The organism is Pseudomonas putida, from assembly GCF_050989985.1.
GTDB classification, from domain to species: Bacteria; Pseudomonadota; Gammaproteobacteria; order Pseudomonadales; family Pseudomonadaceae; genus Aquipseudomonas; species Aquipseudomonas putida_AI.
In genome coordinates, this window is sequence record NZ_CP158815.1 from 6,371,231 (window position 1) to 6,393,957 (window position 22,727).

Here is a 22,727-nt window from a genome sequence, read left to right on the forward strand (position 1 = left end):
AGCCAGCTATATGCTTTTTTCATTGCCTGACCGGCTGTGCGCTTCCGAGGTCCCCCGTGAAAACTGCTGTCGCTCCACTCGCCCATGAAATTACACCCGCCGCACAAGGCGATGTTGCCGCCGAGCTGGCGCAGATCTACATCGAAAAAGGCACGCCGGCGTTCATGCGTACGGTGCTGGCGCTGTTCTCCGGCGGCTTCGCGACCTTCGCCCTGCTCTATTGCGTGCAGCCGATGATGCCGCTGCTGTCCCACGAATATTCGATCAACGCGGCGCAGAGCAGCCTGATCCTCTCGGTGGCCACGGGCATGCTCGCCATCGGCCTGCTGATCACCGGCCCGCTGTCCGATCGCATCGGGCGCAAGCCGGTGATGGTCGCGGCACTGTTCGCCGCGGCGTTGTGCACCATGGCCAGCGCGATGATGCCCAGCTGGCACGGTGTGTTGATCATGCGCGCGCTGATCGGCTTGTCCCTGAGCGGTCTGGCGGCGGTCGCCATGACCTATCTGAGCGAAGAGATCCACCCGCAACACCTGGGTCTGGCCATGGGCCTGTACATCGCGGGCAACGCCATCGGTGGCATGAGCGGGCGCTTGATTACCGGGGTTCTGATCGACTTCATCAGCTGGCACTCGGCGATGCTGGTGATTGGTGGCCTGGCGTTGATCGCCGCGGCGGTGTTCTGGAAGATCCTCCCCGAATCGCGCAACTTCCGCGCCCGCTCCTTGCACCCGCGCAGCCTGCTCGATGGTTTCACCATGCACTTTCGCGACGCCGGCCTGCCGCTGCTGTTCCTGGAAGCCTTCGTGCTGATGGGCGCGTTCGTCACCCTGTTCAACTATGTCGGCTATCGCTTGCTGGCCGAGCCGTATCACCTGGAACAAGCCTTTGTCGGCCTGCTGTCGCTGGTGTACCTGTCGGGTATCTACAGTTCGGCGAAAGTCGGTTCGCTGGCCGACAGACTAGGCCGGCGCAAAGTGCTCTGGAGCACGATCGTGCTGATGATCGCCGGCCTCGCGCTGACGATGTTCACCCCGCTACCACTGGTGATCCTTGGCATGCTGGTATTCACCTTCGGCTTCTTCGGCGCCCATTCGGTGGCCAGCAGCTGGATCGGCCGCCGCGCCACCAAGGCCAAGGGCCAGGCGTCGTCGCTGTACCTGTTCAGCTACTACGCCGGCTCAAGCGTTGCCGGTACGGCGGGCGGTGTGTTCTGGCATGTGGGCGGCTGGAATGGCATCGGCCTGTTCATCGGCGCGTTGCTGCTGGTGGCGTTGGGGGTGGCGTTGAAGCTGTCGAAGTTGCCGCCATTGGGTGGCGTGAAGGCCTGAAGTCGACACACCACAAACAACTGTGGGAGCGAGCCTGCTCGCGATGGGGGCGTCACATTCAACAACCTTGTTGACTGATCCACCGCTATCGCGAGCAAGCTCGCTCCCACATTGAAACCGGGCGCTGGTTACTCGTGATACTGCGCCGACAGCTCATGCACCGCGCGCAAGAAGGCGCCTGCATGCTCCGGATCGACTTCCGGGGTGATGCCGTGACCCAGGTTGAACACATGGCCACTGCCCTTGCCATAGCTGGCGAGGATGCGTCCGACTTCGGTGCGAATCGCTTCTGGCTTGGCGTAGAGCACGGTCGGGTCCATGTTGCCTTGCAGGGCGACTTTGTCACCGACACGGGCGCGGGCGTTGCCGATGTCGCAGGTCCAGTCCAGGCCCAGCGCGTCGGCACCGGCGTCGGCGATGCTTTCCAGCCACAGGCCGCCGTTCTTGGTGAACAGGATCACCGGCACCTTGCGACCTTCGTGCTCGCGGATCAGGCCGCTGACGATTTTCTTCATGTAGGCCAGGGAGAATTCCTGATAGGCCGCGGCCGACAGGTTGCCACCCCAGGTATCGAAGATCTGCACCGCTTGCGCACCGGCCTTGATCTGGCCGTTGAGGTAGCTGGTGACCGACTGTGCGAGCTTGTCCAGCAGCAGATGCATGGCTTGCGGGTTGTCGTAGAGCATGGCTTTGGTTTTGCGGAAGTCTTTCGACGAACCGCCTTCGACCATGTAGGTGGCCAGGGTCCACGGGCTGCCGGAGAAGCCGATCAGCGGTACGCGGCCGTTGAGTTCGCGGCGGATGGTGCTGACGGCATCCATCACGTAACCCAGGTCTTTCTGCGGGTCTGGAATCGGCAGGGCTACGATATCGGCCAGGGTGCTGACGACTTTCTTGAAGCGTGGACCTTCGCCGGTCTCGAAGTACAGGCCCTGACCCATGGCATCGGGGATGGTCAGGATGTCGGAGAAGAGGATCGCCGCATCCAGCTGCGGATAACGGTCCAGCGGCTGCAACGTGACTTCGCAGGCGAACGACGGGTTCATGCACAGGCTCATGAAATCGCCGGCCTTGGCACGGCTGGCGCGGTATTCAGGCAGGTAGCGGCCGGCCTGACGCATCATCCACACGGGAGTGACGTCTACGGGTTGCTTGAGCAGGGCGCGCAGGAAACGGTCGTTCTTCAGGGCAGTCATGTCGGCATCCGGAAAAAAAGTGCGGGCATTTTCTCAGAGCCGGGCGCAAAAGGCACGAATGCAGGTCAGCCTTTTGTCTATCGGGTCAATTTGTCGCGGGGGACAGAGGTCTTCGCAACACCCTAAAACGACTGTAGGAGCGAGCCTGCTCGCGATAGCTGAGTGTCAGTCAATACATCTGGTGACTGATTCACCGCCATCGCGAGCAGGCTCGCTCCTACAGGTTTTGTGTCGCCTGGTTAGACGCCCAGGTAATCCAGAATCCCTTCAGCCGCATTACGGCCTTCAAAGATCGCCGTCACCACCAGGTCGGAACCGCGCACCATGTCGCCACCGGCGAAGATTTTCGGGTTGCTGGTCTGGTGCTTGTACTGGCCTTGTTCCGGTGCCACGACGCGCCCCTGGCTGTCGGTCTGGATGCTGAACTGCTCGAACCACGGTGCCGGGCTCGGGCGGAAGCCGAAGGCGATGACCACGGCGTCGGCCGGGATGATCTCTTCGGAGCCCGGGATAGGCTCGGGGCTGCGACGGCCACGGGCGTCCGGCTCGCCGAGACGGGTCTCGACCACCTTCACACCTTCGACCTTGTCTTCACCGACGATCGCGATCGGCTGGCGGTTGTAGAGGAATTTCACGCCCTCTTCCTTGGCGTTCTTCACCTCTTTGCGCGAGCCCGGCATGTTCGCTTCGTCACGACGATAGGCACAGGTCACCGACTTGGCGCCCTGGCGGATCGAAGTACGGTTGCAGTCCATCGCCGTGTCGCCACCACCGAGTACCACGACCTTCTTGCCCTTCATGTCGACGAAATCTTCCGGCGACTTTTCAAAGCCCAGGTTGCGGTTGACGTTGGCGATCAGGAAGTCCAGCGCGTCGTAGACGCCCGGCAGGTCCTCACCGGCAAAGCCGCCCTTCATGTAGGTGTAGGTGCCCATGCCCATGAACACGGCATCGTATTCTTCGAGCAGTTGCTCCATGGTCACGTCCTTGCCCACCTCGGTGTTGAGGCGGAACTCGATGCCCATGCCGCTGAAGACTTCGCGACGATTGCTCAGCACGGTCTTTTCCAGCTTGAACTCAGGGATGCCGAAGGTCAGCAGACCGCCGATTTCCGGGTTCTTGTCGAACACCACCGGAGTCACGCCGCCGCGCACCAGCACGTCGGCACAGCCAAGGCCCGCAGGGCCCGCACCGATGATCGCGACACGCTTGCCGGTCGGCTTGACCCGAGACATGTCCGGGCGCCAGCCCATGGCGAAGGCGGTGTCGGTGATGTACTTCTCCACCGAACCGATGGTCACCGCGCCGAAGCCGTCGTTGAGGGTGCAGGCACCCTCGCACAGACGGTCCTGCGGGCACACCCGGCCGCAGACTTCCGGCAGGGTGTTGGTCTGGTGCGACAGCTCGGCGGCGGCGAGGATGTTGCCCTCGGCCACCAGCTTCAGCCAGTTGGGAATGAAGTTGTGCACCGGGCACTTCCATTCGCAATACGGGTTACCGCAACCCAGGCAGCGGTGGGCCTGCTCGGCCGACTGCTGGGGTTTGAAGGGTTCGTAGATTTCCACGAACTCTTTCTTGCGTTGACGCAACAGTTTCTTCTTCGGATCCTTGCGCCCGACCTCGATGAACTGGAAGTCATTATTCAGACGTTCAGCCATTGTTAAAACCTCATCAAACTCTTCAGGCGCATATCACTGCGGGTTGGCACGGGTGCTGGAAAGCAACGACTTCAGGGAGGCAGCCTTGGGCTTGACCAACCAGAAACGACGCAGATAGTCATCGAGGTTCTCGGCGAGTTCACGACCCCACTCGCTGTCGGTTTCCTCGACGTACTCGTTCAGCACGCGTTGCAAATGGCTACGGTAGGCTTCCATCGCCTCGCCGCTGATCCGCTGGATTTCCACCAGTTCGTGGTTGACCCGGTCAACGAAGGTGTTGTCCTGGTCGAGCACGTAGGCGAAACCGCCGGTCATGCCAGAGCCAAAGTTGTAACCGGTCTTGCCCAGTACGCAGACGAAACCGCCGGTCATGTACTCGCAGCAGTGATCGCCAGTGCCTTCCACGACAGTGTGGGCACCGGAGTTACGCACGGCGAAACGCTCACCCGCGGTGCCGGCGGCGAACAGCTTGCCGCCGGTGGCGCCGTACAGGCAGGTGTTGCCGACGATGGCACTGTCCTGAGTCTTGTAGATGCTGCCTTTAGGCGGAACGATCACCAGCTTGCCGCCAGTCATGCCCTTGCCCACGTAGTCGTTGGCGTCACCTTCCAGGTACATGTTCAGGCCGCCGGCGTTCCACACGCCGAAGCTCTGGCCAGCGGTGCCCTTGAAGCGGAAGGTGATCGGCGCGTTGGCCATGCCCTGGTTGCCATGCTTGCGGGCGATTTCACCGGAGATCCGCGCGCCGATGGAACGGTCGCAGTTGCAGATATCCAGGGCGAACTCGGCGCCGCTCAGGTCGTTGATCGCCGAGGTGGCCATGTCGACCATTTTCTCGGCCAGCAGGCCCTTGTCGAACGGTGGGTTGCGATCCACACCGCAGAACTGAGGCTTGTCCGCCGGAATGTGATCGCTGCCCAGCAACGGGGTCAGGTCCAGGTGATGTTGCTTGGTGGTCTGACCTTCGATGATGTCCAACAGATCGGTACGGCCGATCAGCTCTTCGAGGGAGCGCACACCCAGTTTGGCCAGCCACTCACGGGTTTCTTCGGCGACGTAGGTGAAGAAGTTCACCACCATGTCGACGGTACCGATGTAGTGATCCTTGCGCAGCTTCTCGTTCTGAGTCGCAACGCCGGTGGCGCAGTTGTTCAGATGGCAGATACGCAGGTATTTGCAACCCAGGGCAATCATTGGCGCGGTACCGAAGCCAAAGCTTTCGGCGCCGAGGATCGCGGCCTTGATCACGTCGAGGCCGGTTTTCAGGCCACCGTCGGTCTGGACCTTGACCTTGCCACGCAGGTCGTTGCCACGCAGGGTCTGGTGGGTTTCGGCCAGACCGAGTTCCCACGGAGCGCCCGCGTATTTGATCGAGGTCAGCGGCGAAGCACCGGTGCCGCCGTCGTAGCCGGAGATGGTGATCAGGTCCGCATAGGCCTTGGCCACACCGGCAGCGATGGTGCCGACGCCTGCTTCTGCCACCAGCTTGACCGAGACCAGCGCCTTCGGGTTGACCTGTTTCAGGTCGAAAATCAGCTGCGACAAGTCTTCGATCGAGTAGATGTCGTGGTGCGGCGGTGGCGAGATCAGGGTCACGCCCGGTACCGCGTAACGCAGCTTGGCGATCAGACCGTTGACCTTGCCGCCTGGCAGTTGACCGCCTTCGCCGGGCTTGGCGCCCTGGGCGACCTTGATCTGCAGCACTTCGGCGTTGACCAGGTATTCCGGGGTCACACCGAAACGGCCGGTGGCAACCTGCTTGATTTTCGAGCTCTTGATGGTGCCGTAGCGCGCCGGGTCTTCACCGCCTTCACCGGAGTTGGAACGCGCACCGAGGCGGTTCATGGCTTCGGCCAGGGCTTCGTGAGCTTCCGGCGACAGGGCGCCCAGCGAGATACCGGCGGAGTCGAAGCGCTTGAGCACCGATTCCAGCGGCTCGACTTCGCTGATGTCCAGCGGCGTGTCGAGGGTCTTGACCTTGAGCAGGTCGCGGATCATCGACACCGGACGGTTGTCCACCAGCGCTGTGTATTCCTTGAACTTGCTGTAGTCGCCCTGCTGCACGGCGGCTTGCAGGGTGTTGACCACGTCCGGGTTGTAGGCGTGATATTCGCCACCGTGGACGAACTTCAGCAGACCGCCCTGCTGGATCGGCTTGCGCGGGCTCCAGGCTTCGGCGGCCAGGGCTTTCTGCTCGGCTTCGATGTCGACGAAACGCGCACCCTTGATGCGGCTCGGTACGCCCTTGAAGCTCAGGTTGCAGACTTCCTCGGACAGGCCGATGGCTTCGAACAGCTGCGCACCACGGTACGAAGTGATGGTCGAGATACCCATCTTCGACAGGATCTTGAGCAGGCCCTTGGTGATGCCTTTGCGGTAGTTCTTGAACACCTCGTAGAGGTCGCCCAGCACTTCACCGGTACGGATCAGGTCGCCCAGCACTTCGTAGGCCAGGAACGGATAAACGGCAGAGGCGCCGAAACCGACCAGTACGGCGAAGTGATGCGGATCGCGGGCGGTCGCGGTTTCCACCAGGATGTTGGAATCGCAGCGCAGGCCTTTTTCGGTCAGGCGGTGGTGTACCGCACCGGTGGCCAGGGAAGCGTGGATCGGCAGCTTGCCCGGCGCGATGTGACGGTCACTCAGCACGACCTGGGTGCGACCGGAGCGCACGGCTTCTTCAGCCTGGTCGGCAACGCTGCGGATGGCCGCTTCGAGGCCGATGCTCTCGTCGTAGTTGAGGTCGATGATCGCCCGTTCGAAACCCGGACGGTCGAGGTTCATCAGCGAGCGCCACTTGGCCGGGGAAATGATCGGCGAGCTGAGGATCACGCGCGAGGCGTGTTCCGGCGACTCCTGGAAGATGTTGCGCTCGGCACCGAGGCAGATCTCCAGCGACATGACGATGGCTTCGCGCAGCGGGTCGATCGGCGGGTTGGTGACCTGCGCGAACTGCTGGCGGAAATAGTCGTACGGCGTGCGCACGCGCTGGGACAGCACGGCCATCGGCGTATCGTCGCCCATCGAGCCCACGGCTTCGTAGCCTTGCTCGCCGAGCGGACGCAGTACCTGGTCGCGCTCTTCGAACGTGACCTGGTACATCTTCATGTATTGCTTGAGCTGATCGACGTCGTAGAAGGCCGAACCGTGGTCGTTGTCTTCCATGGTCGCCTGGATGCGCAGGGCGTTCTTGCGCAGCCATTGCTTGTACGGATGACGGGACTTCAGACGGTTATCGATGGCGTCGGTGTCGAGGATCTGGCCGGTTTCGGTGTCCACGGCGAAGATCTGGCCCGGGCCGACACGGCCCTTGGCGATAACGTCTTCGGGCTGGTAGTCCCAGACGCCGATTTCCGAAGCCAGGGTGATGAAGCCGTTCTTGGTGGTGACCCAGCGCGCCGGACGCAGACCGTTACGGTCGAGCAGGCACACCGCGTAGCGACCGTCGGTCATTACCACGCCGGCCGGGCCGTCCCACGGCTCCATGTGCATCGAGTTGTATTCGTAGAATGCACGCAGATCCGGGTCCATGGTCTCGACGTTCTGCCACGCTGGCGGAATGATCATCCGCACGCCACGGAACAGGTCGATGCCACCGGTGACCATCAGCTCGAGCATGTTGTCCATGCTGGAGGAGTCGGAGCCGACACGGTTGACCAGCGGGCCGAGTTCTTCCAGGTCCATCAAGTCGTTGGTGAACTTGGTGCGACGGGCCACGGCCCAGTTGCGGTTGCCGGTGATGGTGTTGATCTCGCCGTTGTGCGCCAGGAAGCGGAACGGTTGAGCCAGCGGCCATTTCGGCAGGGTGTTGGTGGAGAAGCGCTGGTGGAATACGCAAATCGAGGTTTGCAGGCGCTCATCGCTCAGGTCCGGATAGAAGGCGGCGAGGTCCGCCGGCATCATCAGGCCTTTATAAATGATGGTCTTGTGGGAAAAGCTGCACACGTAGTGGTCGGTGTCGGCGGCGTTGGCCACGGACGAGCGGCGACGGGAGGTGAACAGCTTGACGGCCATGTCCTGGTCGCTCAGGCCTTCACCACCGATGAACACTTGTTCGATCTGTGGCAGTCGCTCCAGAGCCAGGCGGCCGAGGACGCTGGTGTCGATCGGCACTTTGCGCCAGCCGACGAGCTGCAGGCCGGCGGCCAGGATCTCGCGGTTCATGTTCTCGCGAGCGGCTTCGGCCTTTACAGGGTCCTGGTTGAAGAAAACCATGCCCACGGCATATTGCTTGGGCATTTCGACGCCGAAGGTTTCCTGGGCAATGGCTCGCAGGAACGCATCCGGCTTTTGAATCAGCAGACCGCAACCGTCACCGGTCTTGCCGTCGGCATTAATCCCACCGCGGTGGGTCATGCAGGTCAGGGCCTCGATGGCCGTTTGCAAAAGGGTATGACTGGGCTCGCCCTGCATATGGGCTATCAGGCCGAAACCGCAGTTATCCTTGAATTCATCTGGTTGGTACAGACCTGCTTTCATAGACACTTTCTCACCAGGCTGCCTCTTAGCGAGGCAAATTTCTTTTCAATTCAACCAGTTGCGATCCGCGCCGAACGTACGCCGGCTTTGCGAGAGCAAAAGGGAGGTCATTGTACACACCGACACAAGGCCTCACAAATTTGACGACGAAATGTCGCAAATCTATGTCGCATTTGTGAAAGGTTTAAAGCGATCCGCTGTGCTAGTCAAAACTTTTTTAGTTTCGACCGCTACGACTCAAAGACTACTGTGACGCAGACACCACAACGCACGCGACCCGAAAGTCGCATGCGTTGCAGAAATTTTGAGGTGCCGGGAGAGGCGGCCTGGGTAAGGCCGCCGAATCTTCAGCGAGTTGTTGCCAGTTCCTGTTGGACGCTGGCGACAGTGCGAGGCCAAGGTTTACCAGCCTGAACCTTCGCTGGCAAGGCCTTGATGGCGGTTACGGCTGCATCGCGGTTGGCGAAGTTACCGTAAGTGATGACGTAAAGCGGTTTGCCATTGAGGACTTTCTTGAAATAACGGTACTCGCCACCCTGCTCCTTGACGAAGTTCTGGGCGGTCGCCTCGGAGCTGGTGCCGAGGATTTGCACCACGTAGTTGCCCGGCGCCTGGCCTGCATACCAGGTGCCGCCAGCGGCCTTGGCTGCAGGAGCTGCGGGCTTCTCGACAGGCTTGGCAGCGGCGACAGCGGCCGGTTTGGCTGGCACTGGAGCAGGCTTGGCCGCCGGTGCTGGTGCCGGAGCCGGTGCGGGCTTGGCGGTTGCCACCTGAGTCGGTGCTGGGGTCGGTTTGGCCGCTGGCGTCGGCGCAGGGCCGGCTGGCACGCCCTCAGGCGGTGCAGTGGTGGTCACGGTCGGCGGTGTTGCGCTGGAGCCTTCCACCGGCACGCCATCATCACCCTCGGTGATGCCGCCTGCGGCTTCGGCCAGCGGTTTGCGCATCACCGGTTGCGAATTACCGACCAGCGGCAACGGCATCGGCTGCGTATTACCGGCGAATTCGACGGCCGGAGCACCGCCCGCCTGTGGCTGTCCCTGCCCCAGTGGCAGTTGCGCCTGCTCATTGGCCGGTGCACCCGTGGTCGGTGCCTTGCTGCGACCCGGCATCAACCAGGCGGCGGCTACCGCGACCACAACGACGGCTGAAATCGCCAATACGTGTTTCTTCGGCATATTGAACCCCATACTTGGACGCTTGACCGCTGAGCGGCTGGCAATCATGGCTTCGATCATTGCATCGCGGGCGACCTGATTGATGTTGCCAGGCCAACCTTCGGAGCTTTCGTGAATATCAGAGATCTGGTCTGCGGTAAAAAGTTCGATACCCCGGCCTGCGCCTTCAAGCCGCTGGTCGAGATATTCGCGGGTTTCTTCTTCGGTGTAAGGCTGCAGTTCGATGACGTGGAAGCGCTCTTCCTCAAGCTGCAAAGCTTCAAGTTGAGCGATCAGCGACGATTCACCGAACAGGAAAACATGCGGACGGCCTTCCGGCGCACCAGCGGCCAGCGCCATCAACGCTTCCAGGGCGGATTCGTCGAGCTGCTCGGCATCATCGACCAGCAGATAAACTTCCTGCCCCGTCAGGGCCAGCTGTACCACCTGATCCAGGATGGCGCCGACCTCGGCCTGGGCAATATCCAGCGCCTGGGCCACCTGACGCAGCACGCCAGCCGCATCGCCGGCACCCCGCGCGGAAACCACCACACTCTGCACCGATTGCTTGTTGGTGCTGGCTACCAGCGCCTGACGCAACAAGGTCTTGCCACTGCCTTGAGGGCCCGTGACCACCAGCAGCAGCTGGCTGTAGCGCGCCAGGTGGTGCAGCTGGCCGAGCACCGGTTTGCGCTGGGCCGGGAAAAACTTGAAGCCAGGTACCCGTGGCGCAAAGGGGTCATGGTTCAACTGGTAATGGCCGAGGAAAGCCTCGTCGGCATGCAAACTAGTCATCGATTTCTTATTAACCTTTAAGCTGAGCCAGGGCGCGGTAATCCGCTCCCAGCGTGGCCTGTAGAACCTCTTTCGGATAATCGTCGGTCACCACCGCTTCGCCCATGTGGCGCAGCAATACCAGGCGCAAACGACCGTCGATCACTTTTTTATCAACTGACATGTGTTCGAGGAAATCAGCCTCGCTCATCTCTTCAGGCGGGATCACCGGCAAACCGGCACGCTGGAACAGGCGAATGCCGCGATCGCGTTCCTGTTCGCTGATCCAGCCCAGGCGCGCGGACATCTCCAGCGCCATCACGGTACCAGTAGCGACCGCTTCGCCGTGCAGCCAGACGCCGTAGCCCATATGGGTTTCGATGGCGTGGCCGAAGGTGTGTCCCAGGTTGAGCGTGGCCCGCACACCGGTCTCTTTCTCGTCGGCACCGACGACAGCGGCCTTGGCCGCGCAAGAGCGTTCGATGGCATAGGTGAGGGCTTGCTGGTCCAGGCTGCGCAGGCGATCCACGTTGTCTTCGAGCCAGGTCAGGAACGGCTCATCGCAGATCAGGCCGTACTTGATGACCTCGGCAAGCCCGGCGGACAGTTCACGGGCCGGCAGGGTGTTGAGGGAAGCGGTGTCGATCAGCACGACATTCGGCTGATAGAACGCGCCGATCATGTTCTTGCCCAACGGGTGATTGATGCCGGTCTTGCCGCCAACCGAAGAGTCGACTTGCGACAGCAGGGTGGTCGGGACCTGAATGAAATCGACCCCACGCTGGTAGCAGGCCGCCGCAAAACCGGCCATGTCGCCGATCACACCGCCACCAAGGGCGATCACCGTGGTACGGCGGTCGTGCCGCGCGGTCAGCAGGCCGTCGAAAATCAGCTGCAGGGTTTCCCAGTTCTTGAAGGCTTCGCCATCGGGCAACACGACGGAGATCACCGAAAACTGCGCGAGGCTGCGGGTCAGACGTTCAAGATAGAGCGGCGCAACGGTTTCATTGGAGATGATTGCGACTTGCCGTCCGCGAATATGCGGGGCCAGCAGCTCGGGCTGATCCAACAAACCTTCGCCAATGTGAATCGGGTAGCTGCGCTCGCCTAGATCGACCTTGAGTGTCTGCATGTGTCCCCACAGTGAAGATGAAATCAGGCATCCCGCCTTGAATTATCGAAAGTCCACGACATCTGCTGGTGTGACGCCGCACCAGAGCCATCCGCCACAATCCGGTGCGGATGTGGCAGGACGCCGAGGATAGCGCATTTCGCGTCGCGCTTTAACGGGGAGGCAGTTGCTGCAAGCGTTCGAGAATATCGAGTACGACCATTCTTGGCGGCCGCTCATCGGTTTCCACCACCAGATCGGCGATTTCCCGATAAAGCGGATCGCGGATCGCCAGCAGATCCCGAAGGGTCTTGGCTGGATCGGCGGTACGCAGCAACGGTCGATTGCGATCGCGAGACGTGCGACCGACCTGTTGCTCGACAGAGGCATGCAGGTAAACCACCCGTCCACCGGCATGCAGTGCCCGACGATTGGCTTCGCGCATCACTGCGCCACCGCCGGTCGCCAACACCACGCCGTCGTAATCGCACAGCTCGGCAATCATTGCCTGCTCACGATCACGAAAGCCCGGTTCGCCTTCCTTATCGAAGATCCAAGGGATATTGGCGCCCGTGCGCAATTCAATTTCCTTGTCGGAATCCTTGAATGGCAAGCGCAGCTCTTTGGCCAGCAATCGGCCGATGGTGCTTTTTCCAGCCCCCATCGGCCCTACAAGAATCAAATTTCGCACAGAATCAACGACTCACAGCAAACGCCTGGTTATTCATGATACGCGGAGTGAGAAACACCAACAGCTCGGATTTTTTCTCCGAAACCACGTCACGCCGGAAAAGGCGGCCAAGATACGGCACATCGCCAAGAAATGGCACCTTATCTACAACCTTGCTCTGAGTATTTGAGAAAACGCCGCCAATCACGATGGTCTCGCCATCATTGACCAGGACCTTGGCATTGACCTCGTTTTTCTTGATCGGCGGTACATCCTGCACTTTGTTCAGGAAGTCAGGTTCGTCCTTGGTGACCTTGACCTCCATGATGATCCGGTTGTCCGGAGTGATTTGCGGCGTGACCTCCAGCGACAGCGACGCCTCCTTGAAAGACACGGATGTCGCGCCGCTGGAGCTTGCTTCCTGATAGGGAATTTCGGTGCCCTTGAGGATCTTCGCGGTTTCCTTGTCGGACGTGACCACCTTGGGTTGCGAGACGATTTCACCGTTGCCGGTCTTCTCCATGGCCGTCAGTTCAAGATCGAGCAAAACGTTGTCGGTAATGAACGCGATGCCGATTCCCGACGTATTACCTGCAGCGCCCATGTCGACGAACGGTGTATTGGTGCTGGTACTGCCGGGCGTGCCTATGGTCGTCGAGGCGTTGGCGCCGTTGCTGACGCCAGAGGTGTTCCAGTTGCCCTTGTTCTGGATCGAGCCACCCCAGCGCACGCCGAGGCTCTTGTCGTAATCCACGTTGGCCTCGACGATTCGCGCCTCGATCATCACCTGACGCACCGGAATATCCAGTTGCGCCACGATTCGGCGCAGCTCGTCGAGCCGGTCCTGGGTCTGGTAGGCAATGATGTTGTTGGTCCGCTCATCGACGGTGATCGAGCCACGTTCGTCGACTTTCGCCTCAGCACTGGTCACCGACTGGAACAGCTTGGCGATATCGGCCGCCTTGGCGTAGTTGACCTGCAACAGCTCACGCCGCAAAGGCGCCAGCTCCGCGATCTGCTTTTGCGACTCCAGCTCCTGGCGCTCCCGGGCGGCGATTTCATCGGCCGGCGCCACCAGCAACACGTTTCCGATCTTGCGCTTGTCCAGGCCCTTGGTTTTCAACACCAGATCCAGCGCCTGATCCCAGGGCACATTTTGCAGACGCAGGGTGATACCACCTTGCACCGTATCGCTGGCCACCAGATTGAGGTTGGTGAAGTCGGCAATCAGCTGCAGCACCGAACGCACATCGATGTCCTGGAAATTCAGCGACAGCTTTTCGCCGCTGTAGGCGTATCGATCGGCGTTACGTTTTTGCAGGTCATCGACGGTCATCGCACGGATGCTGACGGTCAACTTGTTGTCGGTCTGATAGGTGGAGTAATCGAATGCGCCGCTGGGCTCGATGGTGATCGTGGCCCGATCACCGGTGGCGCTGGCGTTGACGAATTGCACCGGAGTGGCGAAATCCTTGACGTCCAGGCGCACACGCAGCGGTTCGGGCAATTGGGTCCTGGCGAAACCGAGAACGATCTTGCCTTCGCGCTCCTGAATGTCCGGGGCAATGGACGGATCCGACAAGTCGATCACTACGTTGCCTTCACCTTGAGTGCCGCGCTGGAAATCCACCCCACGAATGGCCTTGGAGGTCGCCACGGGCGCACGCGTCGGGGCCGGTGTCGACACCGCGGCGGCAGGCGCCCTGGAGGCCGGCGCTTTGGCAGCCGTCTTGCTTCCCTGGCCCACCTCCACGAACAGGTTGTAGCCTTCGACCCGTGTGCTGTAGGGGGTCAATTGGGTCAGGTTGATGATCAACCGCGTGCGATCAGCGGCCTCGACCACCGTCGCACTTCGGGCATTGCCGCTGCCCAGATCACGGGTCTTGCTTGCCAATTGACTGACAACACCGGGCAAATCCAGCGCGATCCGCGCGGGCGACTCCGTGGTGTAGCCGCGGGGCGCCGGCGGCGGCTGATCGAACGCCAGCTTCAACTCGACGCGGTCTCCGGGCAGCGCGGCGACATCCAGCGCCTTGAGGTTGGCCGCTTGTACCATCGGCGAAAGCAGCGCTATCCATAGCGACATTCCGAGGGTGGAGAAAATCCTGTTCATTTTTCGAGTTCCACTATGAGTGTTCTTTCAAAGGAATGGTCCGCGGCCGCTCAAGCCAGGCACCTTCGCCATCAGGGACGATTTCGATCACATCGACTTGCGTGGCATTGATGGCGACGATCCGCCCGTCGTTGCGCCCCAGGTAATCTCCGACTTTCAGCCGGTGCACCCCGCCCGCCCCGCGCAACAACGCAAAGGAGCCCGATGCATTGGAGATCGTGCCGACCATTTCAAACTGCTCGATGTTGAAACCCTCGAGGTATTGCTTGACCCGATCAGGGTCCGGCTTGACGTTGCGCGAGCCGTGCCTCTGGCCGGCCAGGTCGACCCTGACCTGCCGCGAAAAGGGGCTGCGCAGGTTGGCGGCGTTGTAGGTGAATGTCGGGTAAGACCGGAATGTGGGCGTTGGTTCAATCTTGCCCGGCGCCCGCAGACGCATTTCGTTCATGTAGGCGTCGAGGTCGCTGAAGTCATCACCGCCGCCACAACCGGCCAGGACCGCCAGGGTCGCAGCCATGAAAATCATGCGTATCGGGCTCATGGATGCAGCCCCTTGTCGTTATAGCGATAGGTCTTGGCGAGGATGCTCATGCGCAATTTCGGCCCGCCGTCGGGATTGGCCGGTGCCAGGTCGAAATCATGCAGGGTCACGATGCGCGGCAGCCCGGCCACGCCACTGACGAAAGTGGCCAGGTCGTGATAGGCACCGGTGACGGTAATCTGGATCGGCAGCTCGATGTAGAAAGGCTGGGTGACCTCGGGCAGCAGCTTGATCTCTTCGAACTCCAGGCCACTGCCAAGACCGGTGCGGGTGATGTCTTCCAGCAGGCCGGGGACTTCGGTGTCACTGGGCAATTGCCGCAGCAGCACGCCAAATGAGTTCTCCATTTCCTTCATCTGCTGGGTGTAGAGCTCGAGATTGGCCGCCATGCGGGACTTGTCGGCGAATTGTTCCTTGAGCGTCGACTCTTCTTCGCGCTTGAGATTCAGCTGATTCTCGAGCTCGCTCGTAGAAAAGCTGTAACCCACCGCCAGCACCAACACCATGACCAACGCGCCCACCACCACCTTGATTGCCGGCGGCCATGAACCGATGTTGTTGGTATCCAGATCGTTGATATCGATCCTGCGCAGCCCTTCCAGCCATCCGGACAGATTCATTTGCCGTCCTCCGCAACAGCGGGCTGGGTCTGACGAACGGTCAGCTGGAAGACGTTGGCCTGGTCAACCTGGCCCGCGGTAGTCGCCTTCACCTCCGTCAGGCTGGGCGCATCGAACCAGTCCGACGCCTCCAGATTGCGCATCAGGTCGGAAACACGGTTGTTGGATTCCGCGGCGCCGGAGATGGACAAGGTTTTGCCGTCCATTTTCACCTCCGTGAAATACACCCCGTCCGGCAGGGTCCGCGCCAATTGATCAAAAATTCGCCCACTGATGGGCCGATTGCCCTGCAAGTCCTGGATGATCCGCATGCGTTCGACCAACTGCTGCCGACGGGCCTTGAGATCGCTGATCTGCTTGATCCGTTCGTCGACCACGGCGATCTGTTTGCCGATGTAGTTGTTGCGCGCAACCTGTCGGTCTATCGCGCTGCTGATCACCTGGTTTGCGATCAGCACCGCGCCCGCCGTGCCCACCAGCACACCGACCAGAATCAGCAGAAAGCGCTTGCGGCGCTCTTCGCGCAGCTCTTCGCGCCAGGGTAAAAGATTGATCCGCGCCATCAGTCGAAACTCCTGAGGGCCAGCCCGCAGGCGATCATCAGGGCGGGCGCGTCGCTGGCCAGCGCTGCGGCGTTTACCTTAGTGTTCAAGGTCATGTCGGCAAACGGGTTGGCCACCAGTGTCGGCGTGCCCAACTGCTGTTCGATCAGTCGATCCAGCCCGGAGACCGAGGCTGTGCCGCCGGCCAGCACAATATGGTCGACCGCGTGGTACTGGCCGGACGCAAAGAAAAACTGCAATGAGCGCGAGACCTGCTGCACCAGGGCCTCACGAAATGGCTGCAAGACTGCGCTGACGTAGTCGCTGGGCAAGCCGCCCTGCTTTTTGGCCAACCCGGCCTGCTCGACGGTCAGGCCATATCGACGCTGAATCTCTTCGGTCAACTGGCGACCGCCGAACAACTGTTCGCGGGTATAGATGATCCGCCCACCCAGCAGCACGCTCAGGGTCGTCATGGTCGCGCCGATGTCGACCACCGCCACCAAACGTTCCGGGGAAACCATCGTGTGGTTCGCCAGCAGGCCGAAGGAGCGCTCCAGGGCGTAGGCCTCCACGTCGACCACACGGGCAGTCAGGCCGGCGAGGGTCAGGGCGGCCTCACGCACTTCGACGTTTTCCTTGCGGCAGGCGGCGAGCAGCACGTTGACCCGCTCGGGGTTACGCGCGGACGCGCCCTGGACTTCGAAATCGATGGCGACTTCATCCAGCGGGTAGGGGATGTACTGATCGGCCTCGATCTTCAGCTGGCTTTCCATCTCGTCATCGGAAAGACCGGCATCCATCTCGATGGTCTTGGTGATCACCGCCGACCCGGCGACGGCCACCGCAACGTTCTTGAGGCTGGTCCTGGCCTTGGTCACCACGCGTGCGAGCGCCTGGCCAACGCCTTCGAGCTCGGCGATGTTTTTCTCGGTCACCGCATTGGCGGGCAGGGGTTCGACTGCGTAAGCCTCGACCCGATAGCGGTCGCCCTGGCGGCTCAACTCCAGCAATTTCACCGATGTGGAGCTGATGTCGATACCCAGAAGCGTGTTGGCCTTTTTGTTGAAGAGTCCTGGCACTAGCAATTCCCTATGACTATCCGTGAGTTACGGACTCTGTAATGTGTATTGCGTTCCATCCACCCGTCTTGACATTAGCCGCCAATGACGCCTGCGACGGAAAAATGCTTATAATGCCCAGCGTTTTTTTCCGCTTTTCTCAAGCGCGGGTCGTTCGCCTTTAACCTGAACCCTGATGCCTCATTCAATTTTTACCCTGGATATCCAAAAGCCTTGATTCGTCTGCTGAAATTTCTCGGTTGGTCCATCGTCGCGATATTCTGCGGACTGCTTCTGGGTCTGAGCGGGGCGTTTCTTTACCTTAGCCCCGGATTGCCATCTGTGGAGGCACTGAGAAGCATTCAGTTGCAGATTCCGCTGCGGGTCTATAGCAGCGACAACAAGTTGATCGCAGAATTCGGCGAAATGCGCCGCACGCCGATCCGTTTCGCCGACATTCCACCCAATTTCATCAATGCGTTGCTGAGTGCCGAAGACGATAACTTCGCCAATCACTACGGCGTCGACCCCAGCAGTCTCATGCGCGCCGCCACCCAACTGGTCAAAAGCGGGCACATCCAGTCCGGCGGCAGCACCATCACCATGCAGGTGGCGAAGAACTTCTTCCTGACCAGCGAACGCAGCTTTTCCCGCAAGACCACTGAAATTCTCCTGGCGCTGCAGATCGAACGGCAGCTGACCAAGGACGAGATCCTCGAGCTGTACGTCAACAAGATCTATCTGGGCAACCGCGCCTACGGCATCGAGGCGGCGGCGCAGGTTTACTACGGCAAGTCGATTCGTGACGTCAGCCTGGCGCAGATGGCGATGATTGCCGGCCTGCCGAAAGCCCCGTCGCGCTTCAACCCGCTCGCCAACCCAGCCCGCAGTAAAGAGCGTCGCGACTGGATCCTGGGGCGGATGTACAAGCTCGGCAAAATCAGCGAAGCCGATTACACCGCCGCGATCAACGAACCGCTGAACGCCAGCTATCACGTGCCGACGCCGGAAGTTAACGCCCCGTACATCGCCGAGATGGCCCGCGCCGAAATGGTCGGCCGCTACGGCAGTGACGCCTATACCGAAGGTTTCCGCGTCACTACCACCGTCCCGAGCAATCTGCAGGAACTGGCCAACACCGCCGTCCATGAAGGCCTGATGACCTACGACCAGCGTCATGGCTATCGTGGGCCGGAGTCACGCTTGCCGGGCAAGACCCGCGAGGCATGGGCAACCGAGCTGACCAAGCAACGCACCATCAGCGGCCTTGAGCCGGCCATCGTCACCCAGGTCGACAAGAACGGCCTGCAGGTGCTGACCCGCACCGGCAATGAGCACGTCAGCTGGGACACCATGAAATGGGCCCGCCCGTTCCTCAACACCAACAGCATGGGCGCCAACCCAAGGCAACCGTCGGATGTGGCCCAGGTCGGCGACCTGATCCGCGTACAGCGCCAGCAGGACGACTCGCTGAAGTTCAGCCAGATCCCGCAGGCCCAGGGCGCGCTGGTGTCCCTCGACCCGCAGAACGGTGCGATCCGCTCGCTGGTCGGCGGCTTTGCCTTCGAGCAGAGCAACTACAACCGCGCGTTGCAGGCCAAGCGCCAGCCGGGTTCGAGCTTCAAGCCATTCGTCTACAGCGCCGCACTGGATAACGGCTACACCGCCGCCAGCCTGGTGAACGACGCGCCGATCGTGTTCGTCGACGAATACCTGGACAAGGTTTGGCGCCCGAAAAACGACACCAACACCTTCCTTGGCCCGATCCGCCTGCGCGAGGCGCTGTACAAGTCGCGTAACCTGGTGTCGATCCGCCTGCTGCAGGCCATGGGCGTTGGCAAAACCATCGACTACATCACCCGCTTTGGCTTCAACAAGCAGGATCTGCCGCCCAACCTTTCATTGGCGCTGGGCACCGCGACCCTGACCCCGATGGAGATCGCCACCGGCTGGAGCACCTTCGCCAACGGCGGTTACAAGATCACCCCGTACATCATCGACAAGATCGAAAGCCGCAATGGCGATACGCTGTTCGTCGCCAACCCGCCGAGCGTTCCGAAAGGTGGCGCCGCCAGCGACGGTATTGCCGCGCCAGTCGCCGAGGCCTTCACGGTCAACGCCACGCCGGGCGACACACTGACCGCCAGCCAGCCGACACCACAAGCGCCAGCCGTGGCTGAACGTATTGTCGATGGCCGCACGACCTACATTCTCAACAGCATGCTCGAGGATGTGATCAAACTCGGTACCGGCCGCCGCGCCCTGGCCCTGGGCCGCAGCGACATCGCCGGCAAGACCGGTACCACCAACGAATCCAAGGACGCATGGTTCTCCGGCTACAACGCCGATTACGTGACCACCGTGTGGACCGGGTTCGACCAGCCCGAGAGCCTGGGTCGCAAAGAGTTCGGCGGTACGGTCGCTCTGCCGATCTGGATGAACTACATGGGCGCCGCGCTCAAGGGCCTGCCGCCGCATACGCAACAGGAGCCTGAAGGCATCCTGAGCCTGCGTGTCGACCCGGTCAGCGGTCGTGCAGCTACCCCAGGCACCCCTGGCGCCTACTTCGAACTGTTCAAGGCCGAAGACACGCCACCGTCGGTGAACGAGCTGGGTAACGGCAATGCGCCAAGCAGCCCGCTGCCAGCGGATGAAGCGGCGCCGATCGATTTGTTCTGATTCGATGATGCAAAACAAAAAGCCCCGCCCTTCGCTAGAAGGCGGGGCTTTTTGGTTTATGGGTTTCCTGTAACGCCGCCTTCGCGAGCAGGCTCGCTCCCACAGTTGATCTCATTCCCCTGTAGGAGCGAGCCTGCTCGCGAAGGCGGCCGGATAGTCACCACATAACCCGCAGGCAATAAAAAGCCCCGACTCACAAGAGCCGGGGCTTTTGGTTGAAGCGCTACAACGACTTAGCCGTTGAACACGTCATCCACGCTTTTCAGCGGATAGTGCTTCGGATACGGCAGGGTCGCCACACCGGTCTCGATCGCGGCCTTGGCCACTGCGTCGGAGATCAGGGTGATCAGGCGTGCGTCCATTGGTTTCGGAATGATGTACTCACGACCGAATTCCAGCTTGATGCCGCCGTAGGCGTCGCACACTTCCTGAGGCACTGGCAGCTTGGCCAGTTCACGCAGGGCGTTGGCCGCAGCCACTTTCATTTCTTCGTTGATGCGCTTGGCGCGAACGTCCAGGGCACCACGGAAGATGAACGGGAAGCCCAGTACGTTGTTGACCTGGTTCGGGTAGTCCGAACGACCGGTTGCCATGATCACGTCGCTACGGGTGGCGTGCGCCAGCTCTGGCGAAATTTCCGGATCCGGGTTCGAGCATGCGAAGACGATCGGGTTGGCCGCCATGCGCTTGAGTTGCTCAGGGCTCAGCAGGTTCGGACCCGACAGGCCTACGAACACGTCGGCGCCTTCGATGGCGTCGTCCAGTGTGCGTTTCTCGGTGGCGTGGGCGAACACCGCCTTGTACTGGTTCAGGTCGTCACGGCCAGCATGGATCACACCGGTACGGTCGATCATGAAGATGTTCTCGACCTTGGCGCCCATGCTCACCAGCAACTTCATGCAGGAGATGGCAGCAGCACCGGCACCCAGGCAGACGATCTTGGCTTCAGGCAGGGTTTTGCCAGCGATTTCCAGGGCGTTGATCATGCCGGCGGCGGTCACGATAGCGGTGCCGTGCTGGTCATCGTGGAACACCGGAATGTCGCACTGCTCGATCAGAGCGCGTTCGATCTCAAAGCACTCAGGTGCCTTGATATCTTCCAGGTTGATGCCACCGAAGGTGATGGAGATGCGCTTGACGGTGTCGATGAAGGCTTGCGGGCTTTCGGAGTCGACTTCGATGTCGAAAACGTCGATGCCGGCGAAGCGCTTGAACAGCACGCCCTTGCCTTCCATCACTGGCTTGGAAGCCAATGGGCCGAGGTTACCCAGGCCGAGAATCGCGGTGCCATCGGAAATGACTGCAACCAGGTTGCCCTTGCCGGTGTACTTGTAGGCCAGCTCAGGGTCGCGAGCGATTTCGCGCACTGGTTCGGCTACGCCGGGGCTGTAGGCCAGCGACAGGTCGCGGGCAGTAGCGGTAGGCTTGGTGAGCTCGACGCTCAGCTTTCCTGGACGAGGATTGGCGTGATACTCGAGAGCGGCAGTTTTCAAATCAGACATGTGGGCATTCCGCTTTTACTGTTGGACAGACTGGTCAGCGAGGATACGCGCCTCGCAAAATCCCCACAAGACTGCCCGGTCACCCCTGTCAACCGCCCTGCCCTACGACTTTTGGCCAAGAGCCACGGAACACAAGGGCTAGACTGTTCACAATCTACAGTAAAAATGTCTACAATTTTTTATCGCGACGTCACTTCGAGCATCGCCGGATCGGTCAGCGGCAACATCCAGCGTGCCTGACCATCCTTGAGCCCGCCGCGGCGCGAACGATCGAGCACCCAGCCACGCGCCTCGATTTGCTTGCCTTCGAGCTTTTGCAGCGAATTCGCATCGAAACGGGCGAGGAAATTGGGTGCAACGCGCAACACAACCGAATCCTGCAATTCGATCCAAATCCCGCCACGATTGCGCTGAACCTTGCTCACACGACCGCTGAGCACAGCAAAACCGGCGGTGTTGATCTGATCTGCTTTCAGTACAGGCGACTGGCGCCACACGCCAAGCCCCGCCTGACGCGCACTGCGTTCGGCGGCCTGCTGGCAGGCGACCAGATCGACATTCGGCGGGACCGCCACCAGAAAACCGAGGCCTTCGGCGAGCATTTGCGCTTCGAGATTGGCGCCGTCGGCGCCGTAGACATGGGCCAGGGTCCGGCCATAGTGATCTTTGCTTTCTTTGCCGGGCAACAAACCTACCCGCCCGTCGCTCGCCGCCACCAGGGCCTCGAGGCGTTTGCGCGCGGCAACGGCGAACGGCTCATCGGAGCGGCCTTTCTTGCCCAGCTCCGGCGTGTTCAAGCCGATCATGCGTACGCTGCGGCCATCGTCCAGGCGCAGCGTGTCACCATCCACCACCCGCTGTACCGCCACGAGAGTCAGGGCGCTCGGCGCCGGACAGAAAGCCTGTGCAGTGGAGAGCCAAATTGCGGACACAAAAAAGGCGCCCACAAGGGACGCCTTTTTCATCAGCATGGAAAAACCGTGACGGCTTCCCAAGTTGAGAGGCCTTAGGCCTTTTTCGCGCCGAAAGCACCGAAACGGTCGGCGAACTTCTGAACGCGGCCGCCAGTGTCCAGAGTCTTTTGCTTACCGGTGTAGAACGGGTGGCATTCGTTGCAAACGTCGATCGCCAGGGCTTTGCCGAAGGTCGAACGAGTTTCGAACTTGTTGCCGCAGCTGCAGGTAACAGCAACTGCTGGGTATTCTGGATGGATATCAGCTTTCATGGTGTCTTCCTCAGGCTAGCGTGCCGCCACCCAACACTATTGTTGAATACCGCACGTAATTAGGCCGCGGA

General features: G+C 61.0%; 16 protein-coding genes. 2 read left to right on the forward strand and 14 right to left on the reverse strand.

The genetic code is table 11. The features are described 5' to 3' along the window. Nucleotides 1-89: 89 nt before the first annotated feature. Nucleotides 90-1,331, forward strand: coding sequence for an MFS transporter (locus ABTV29_RS29080; protein ID WP_433772059.1), 1,242 nt, complete (start codon nt 90-92; stop codon nt 1,329-1,331). Nucleotides 1,332-1,459: 128 nt separating this feature from the next. Here ABTV29_RS29080 and hemE read toward each other — a convergent pair whose 3' ends face one another. The 11 genes from hemE to ABTV29_RS29135 all read right to left on the reverse strand — a co-directional run bounded on the left by hemE (nt 1,460) and on the right by ABTV29_RS29135 (nt 17,271). Then, nucleotides 1,460-2,527: a uroporphyrinogen decarboxylase gene (gene hemE, locus ABTV29_RS29085; RefSeq protein WP_433767960.1), complete on the reverse strand. Its 1,068-nt coding sequence runs from the start codon at nt 2,525-2,527 to the stop codon at nt 1,460-1,462. A gap of 239 nt (nt 2,528-2,766) precedes the next feature. Next, a complete protein-coding gene (locus ABTV29_RS29090; protein WP_110965971.1) occupies nt 2,767-4,185 on the reverse strand; it encodes an FAD-dependent oxidoreductase in 1,419 nt (472 codons plus the stop codon). 33 nt (nt 4,186-4,218) lie between these two features. Next, the gene (gltB, locus tag ABTV29_RS29095; RefSeq protein ID WP_433767961.1) at nt 4,219-8,664 is read right to left on the reverse strand and encodes a glutamate synthase large subunit; all 4,446 of its coding nucleotides are present in this window, start codon (nt 8,662-8,664) and stop codon (nt 4,219-4,221) included. A gap of 347 nt (nt 8,665-9,011) precedes the next feature. Further along, a complete protein-coding gene (locus ABTV29_RS29100) occupies nt 9,012-10,613 on the reverse strand; it encodes an AAA family ATPase (RefSeq protein ID WP_433767962.1) in 1,602 nt (533 codons plus the stop codon). 10 nt (nt 10,614-10,623) lie between these two features. After that, nucleotides 10,624-11,724 (reverse strand): 3-dehydroquinate synthase, encoded by a 1,101-nt coding sequence (aroB, locus tag ABTV29_RS29105; protein WP_433767963.1) that lies wholly within the window; start codon nt 11,722-11,724, stop codon nt 10,624-10,626. Between the two features lie 151 nt (nt 11,725-11,875). Next, nucleotides 11,876-12,394 (reverse strand): shikimate kinase AroK, encoded by a 519-nt coding sequence (aroK, locus tag ABTV29_RS29110; RefSeq protein WP_056725695.1) that lies wholly within the window; start codon nt 12,392-12,394, stop codon nt 11,876-11,878. A gap of 4 nt (nt 12,395-12,398) precedes the next feature. Next, nucleotides 12,399-14,486, reverse strand: coding sequence for a type IV pilus secretin PilQ (pilQ, locus tag ABTV29_RS29115; RefSeq protein WP_433767964.1), 2,088 nt, complete (start codon nt 14,484-14,486; stop codon nt 12,399-12,401). Between the two features lie 13 nt (nt 14,487-14,499). Further along, nucleotides 14,500-15,027, reverse strand: a complete 528-nt coding sequence (locus tag ABTV29_RS29120; protein ID WP_433767965.1) for a pilus assembly protein PilP — start codon at nt 15,025-15,027, stop codon at nt 14,500-14,502. After that, on the reverse strand, nt 15,024-15,647 hold the full coding sequence (gene pilO, locus ABTV29_RS29125; RefSeq protein ID WP_433767966.1) for a type 4a pilus biogenesis protein PilO: 624 nt from the start codon (nt 15,645-15,647) through the stop codon (nt 15,024-15,026). Before pilO ends, ABTV29_RS29120 begins: the two co-directional genes overlap by 4 nt. Further along, a complete protein-coding gene (locus ABTV29_RS29130) occupies nt 15,644-16,210 on the reverse strand; it encodes a PilN domain-containing protein (protein WP_433767967.1) in 567 nt (188 codons plus the stop codon). The genes pilO and ABTV29_RS29130 overlap by 4 nt, the downstream gene beginning before the upstream one ends. Beyond that, complete coding sequence (locus ABTV29_RS29135; RefSeq protein ID WP_433767968.1) at nt 16,210-17,271, reverse strand: pilus assembly protein PilM; 1,062 nt, start codon at nt 17,269-17,271, stop codon at nt 16,210-16,212. The genes ABTV29_RS29130 and ABTV29_RS29135 overlap by 1 nt, the downstream gene beginning before the upstream one ends. Nucleotides 17,272-17,487: 216 nt before the next feature. Here ABTV29_RS29135 and ABTV29_RS29140 point away from each other — a divergent pair, with 216 nt between their 5' ends. Next, nucleotides 17,488-19,929 carry a penicillin-binding protein 1A gene (locus ABTV29_RS29140; protein WP_433772061.1) on the forward strand — a complete coding sequence of 814 codons (2,442 nt, stop codon included), beginning with the start codon at nt 17,488-17,490 and terminating at the stop codon, nt 19,927-19,929. Nucleotides 19,930-20,162: 233 nt separating this feature from the next. On the opposite strand, the gene ABTV29_RS29145 is transcribed toward ABTV29_RS29140, so the two are convergent. From ABTV29_RS29145 to rpmE, 3 genes are all read right to left on the reverse strand, one after another. After that, the gene (locus ABTV29_RS29145; protein WP_433767969.1) at nt 20,163-21,431 is read right to left on the reverse strand and encodes a malic enzyme-like NAD(P)-binding protein; all 1,269 of its coding nucleotides are present in this window, start codon (nt 21,429-21,431) and stop codon (nt 20,163-20,165) included. A 179-nt stretch (nt 21,432-21,610) separates the two neighbouring features. Further along, nucleotides 21,611-22,402, reverse strand: coding sequence for a thermonuclease family protein (locus ABTV29_RS29150; RefSeq protein ID WP_433767970.1), 792 nt, complete (start codon nt 22,400-22,402; stop codon nt 21,611-21,613). Between the two features lie 35 nt (nt 22,403-22,437). Continuing rightward, nucleotides 22,438-22,656 carry a 50S ribosomal protein L31 gene (gene rpmE / locus ABTV29_RS29155; protein ID WP_007975586.1) on the reverse strand — a complete coding sequence of 73 codons (219 nt, stop codon included), beginning with the start codon at nt 22,654-22,656 and terminating at the stop codon, nt 22,438-22,440. Between the last annotated feature and the right edge of the window lie 71 nt (nt 22,657-22,727).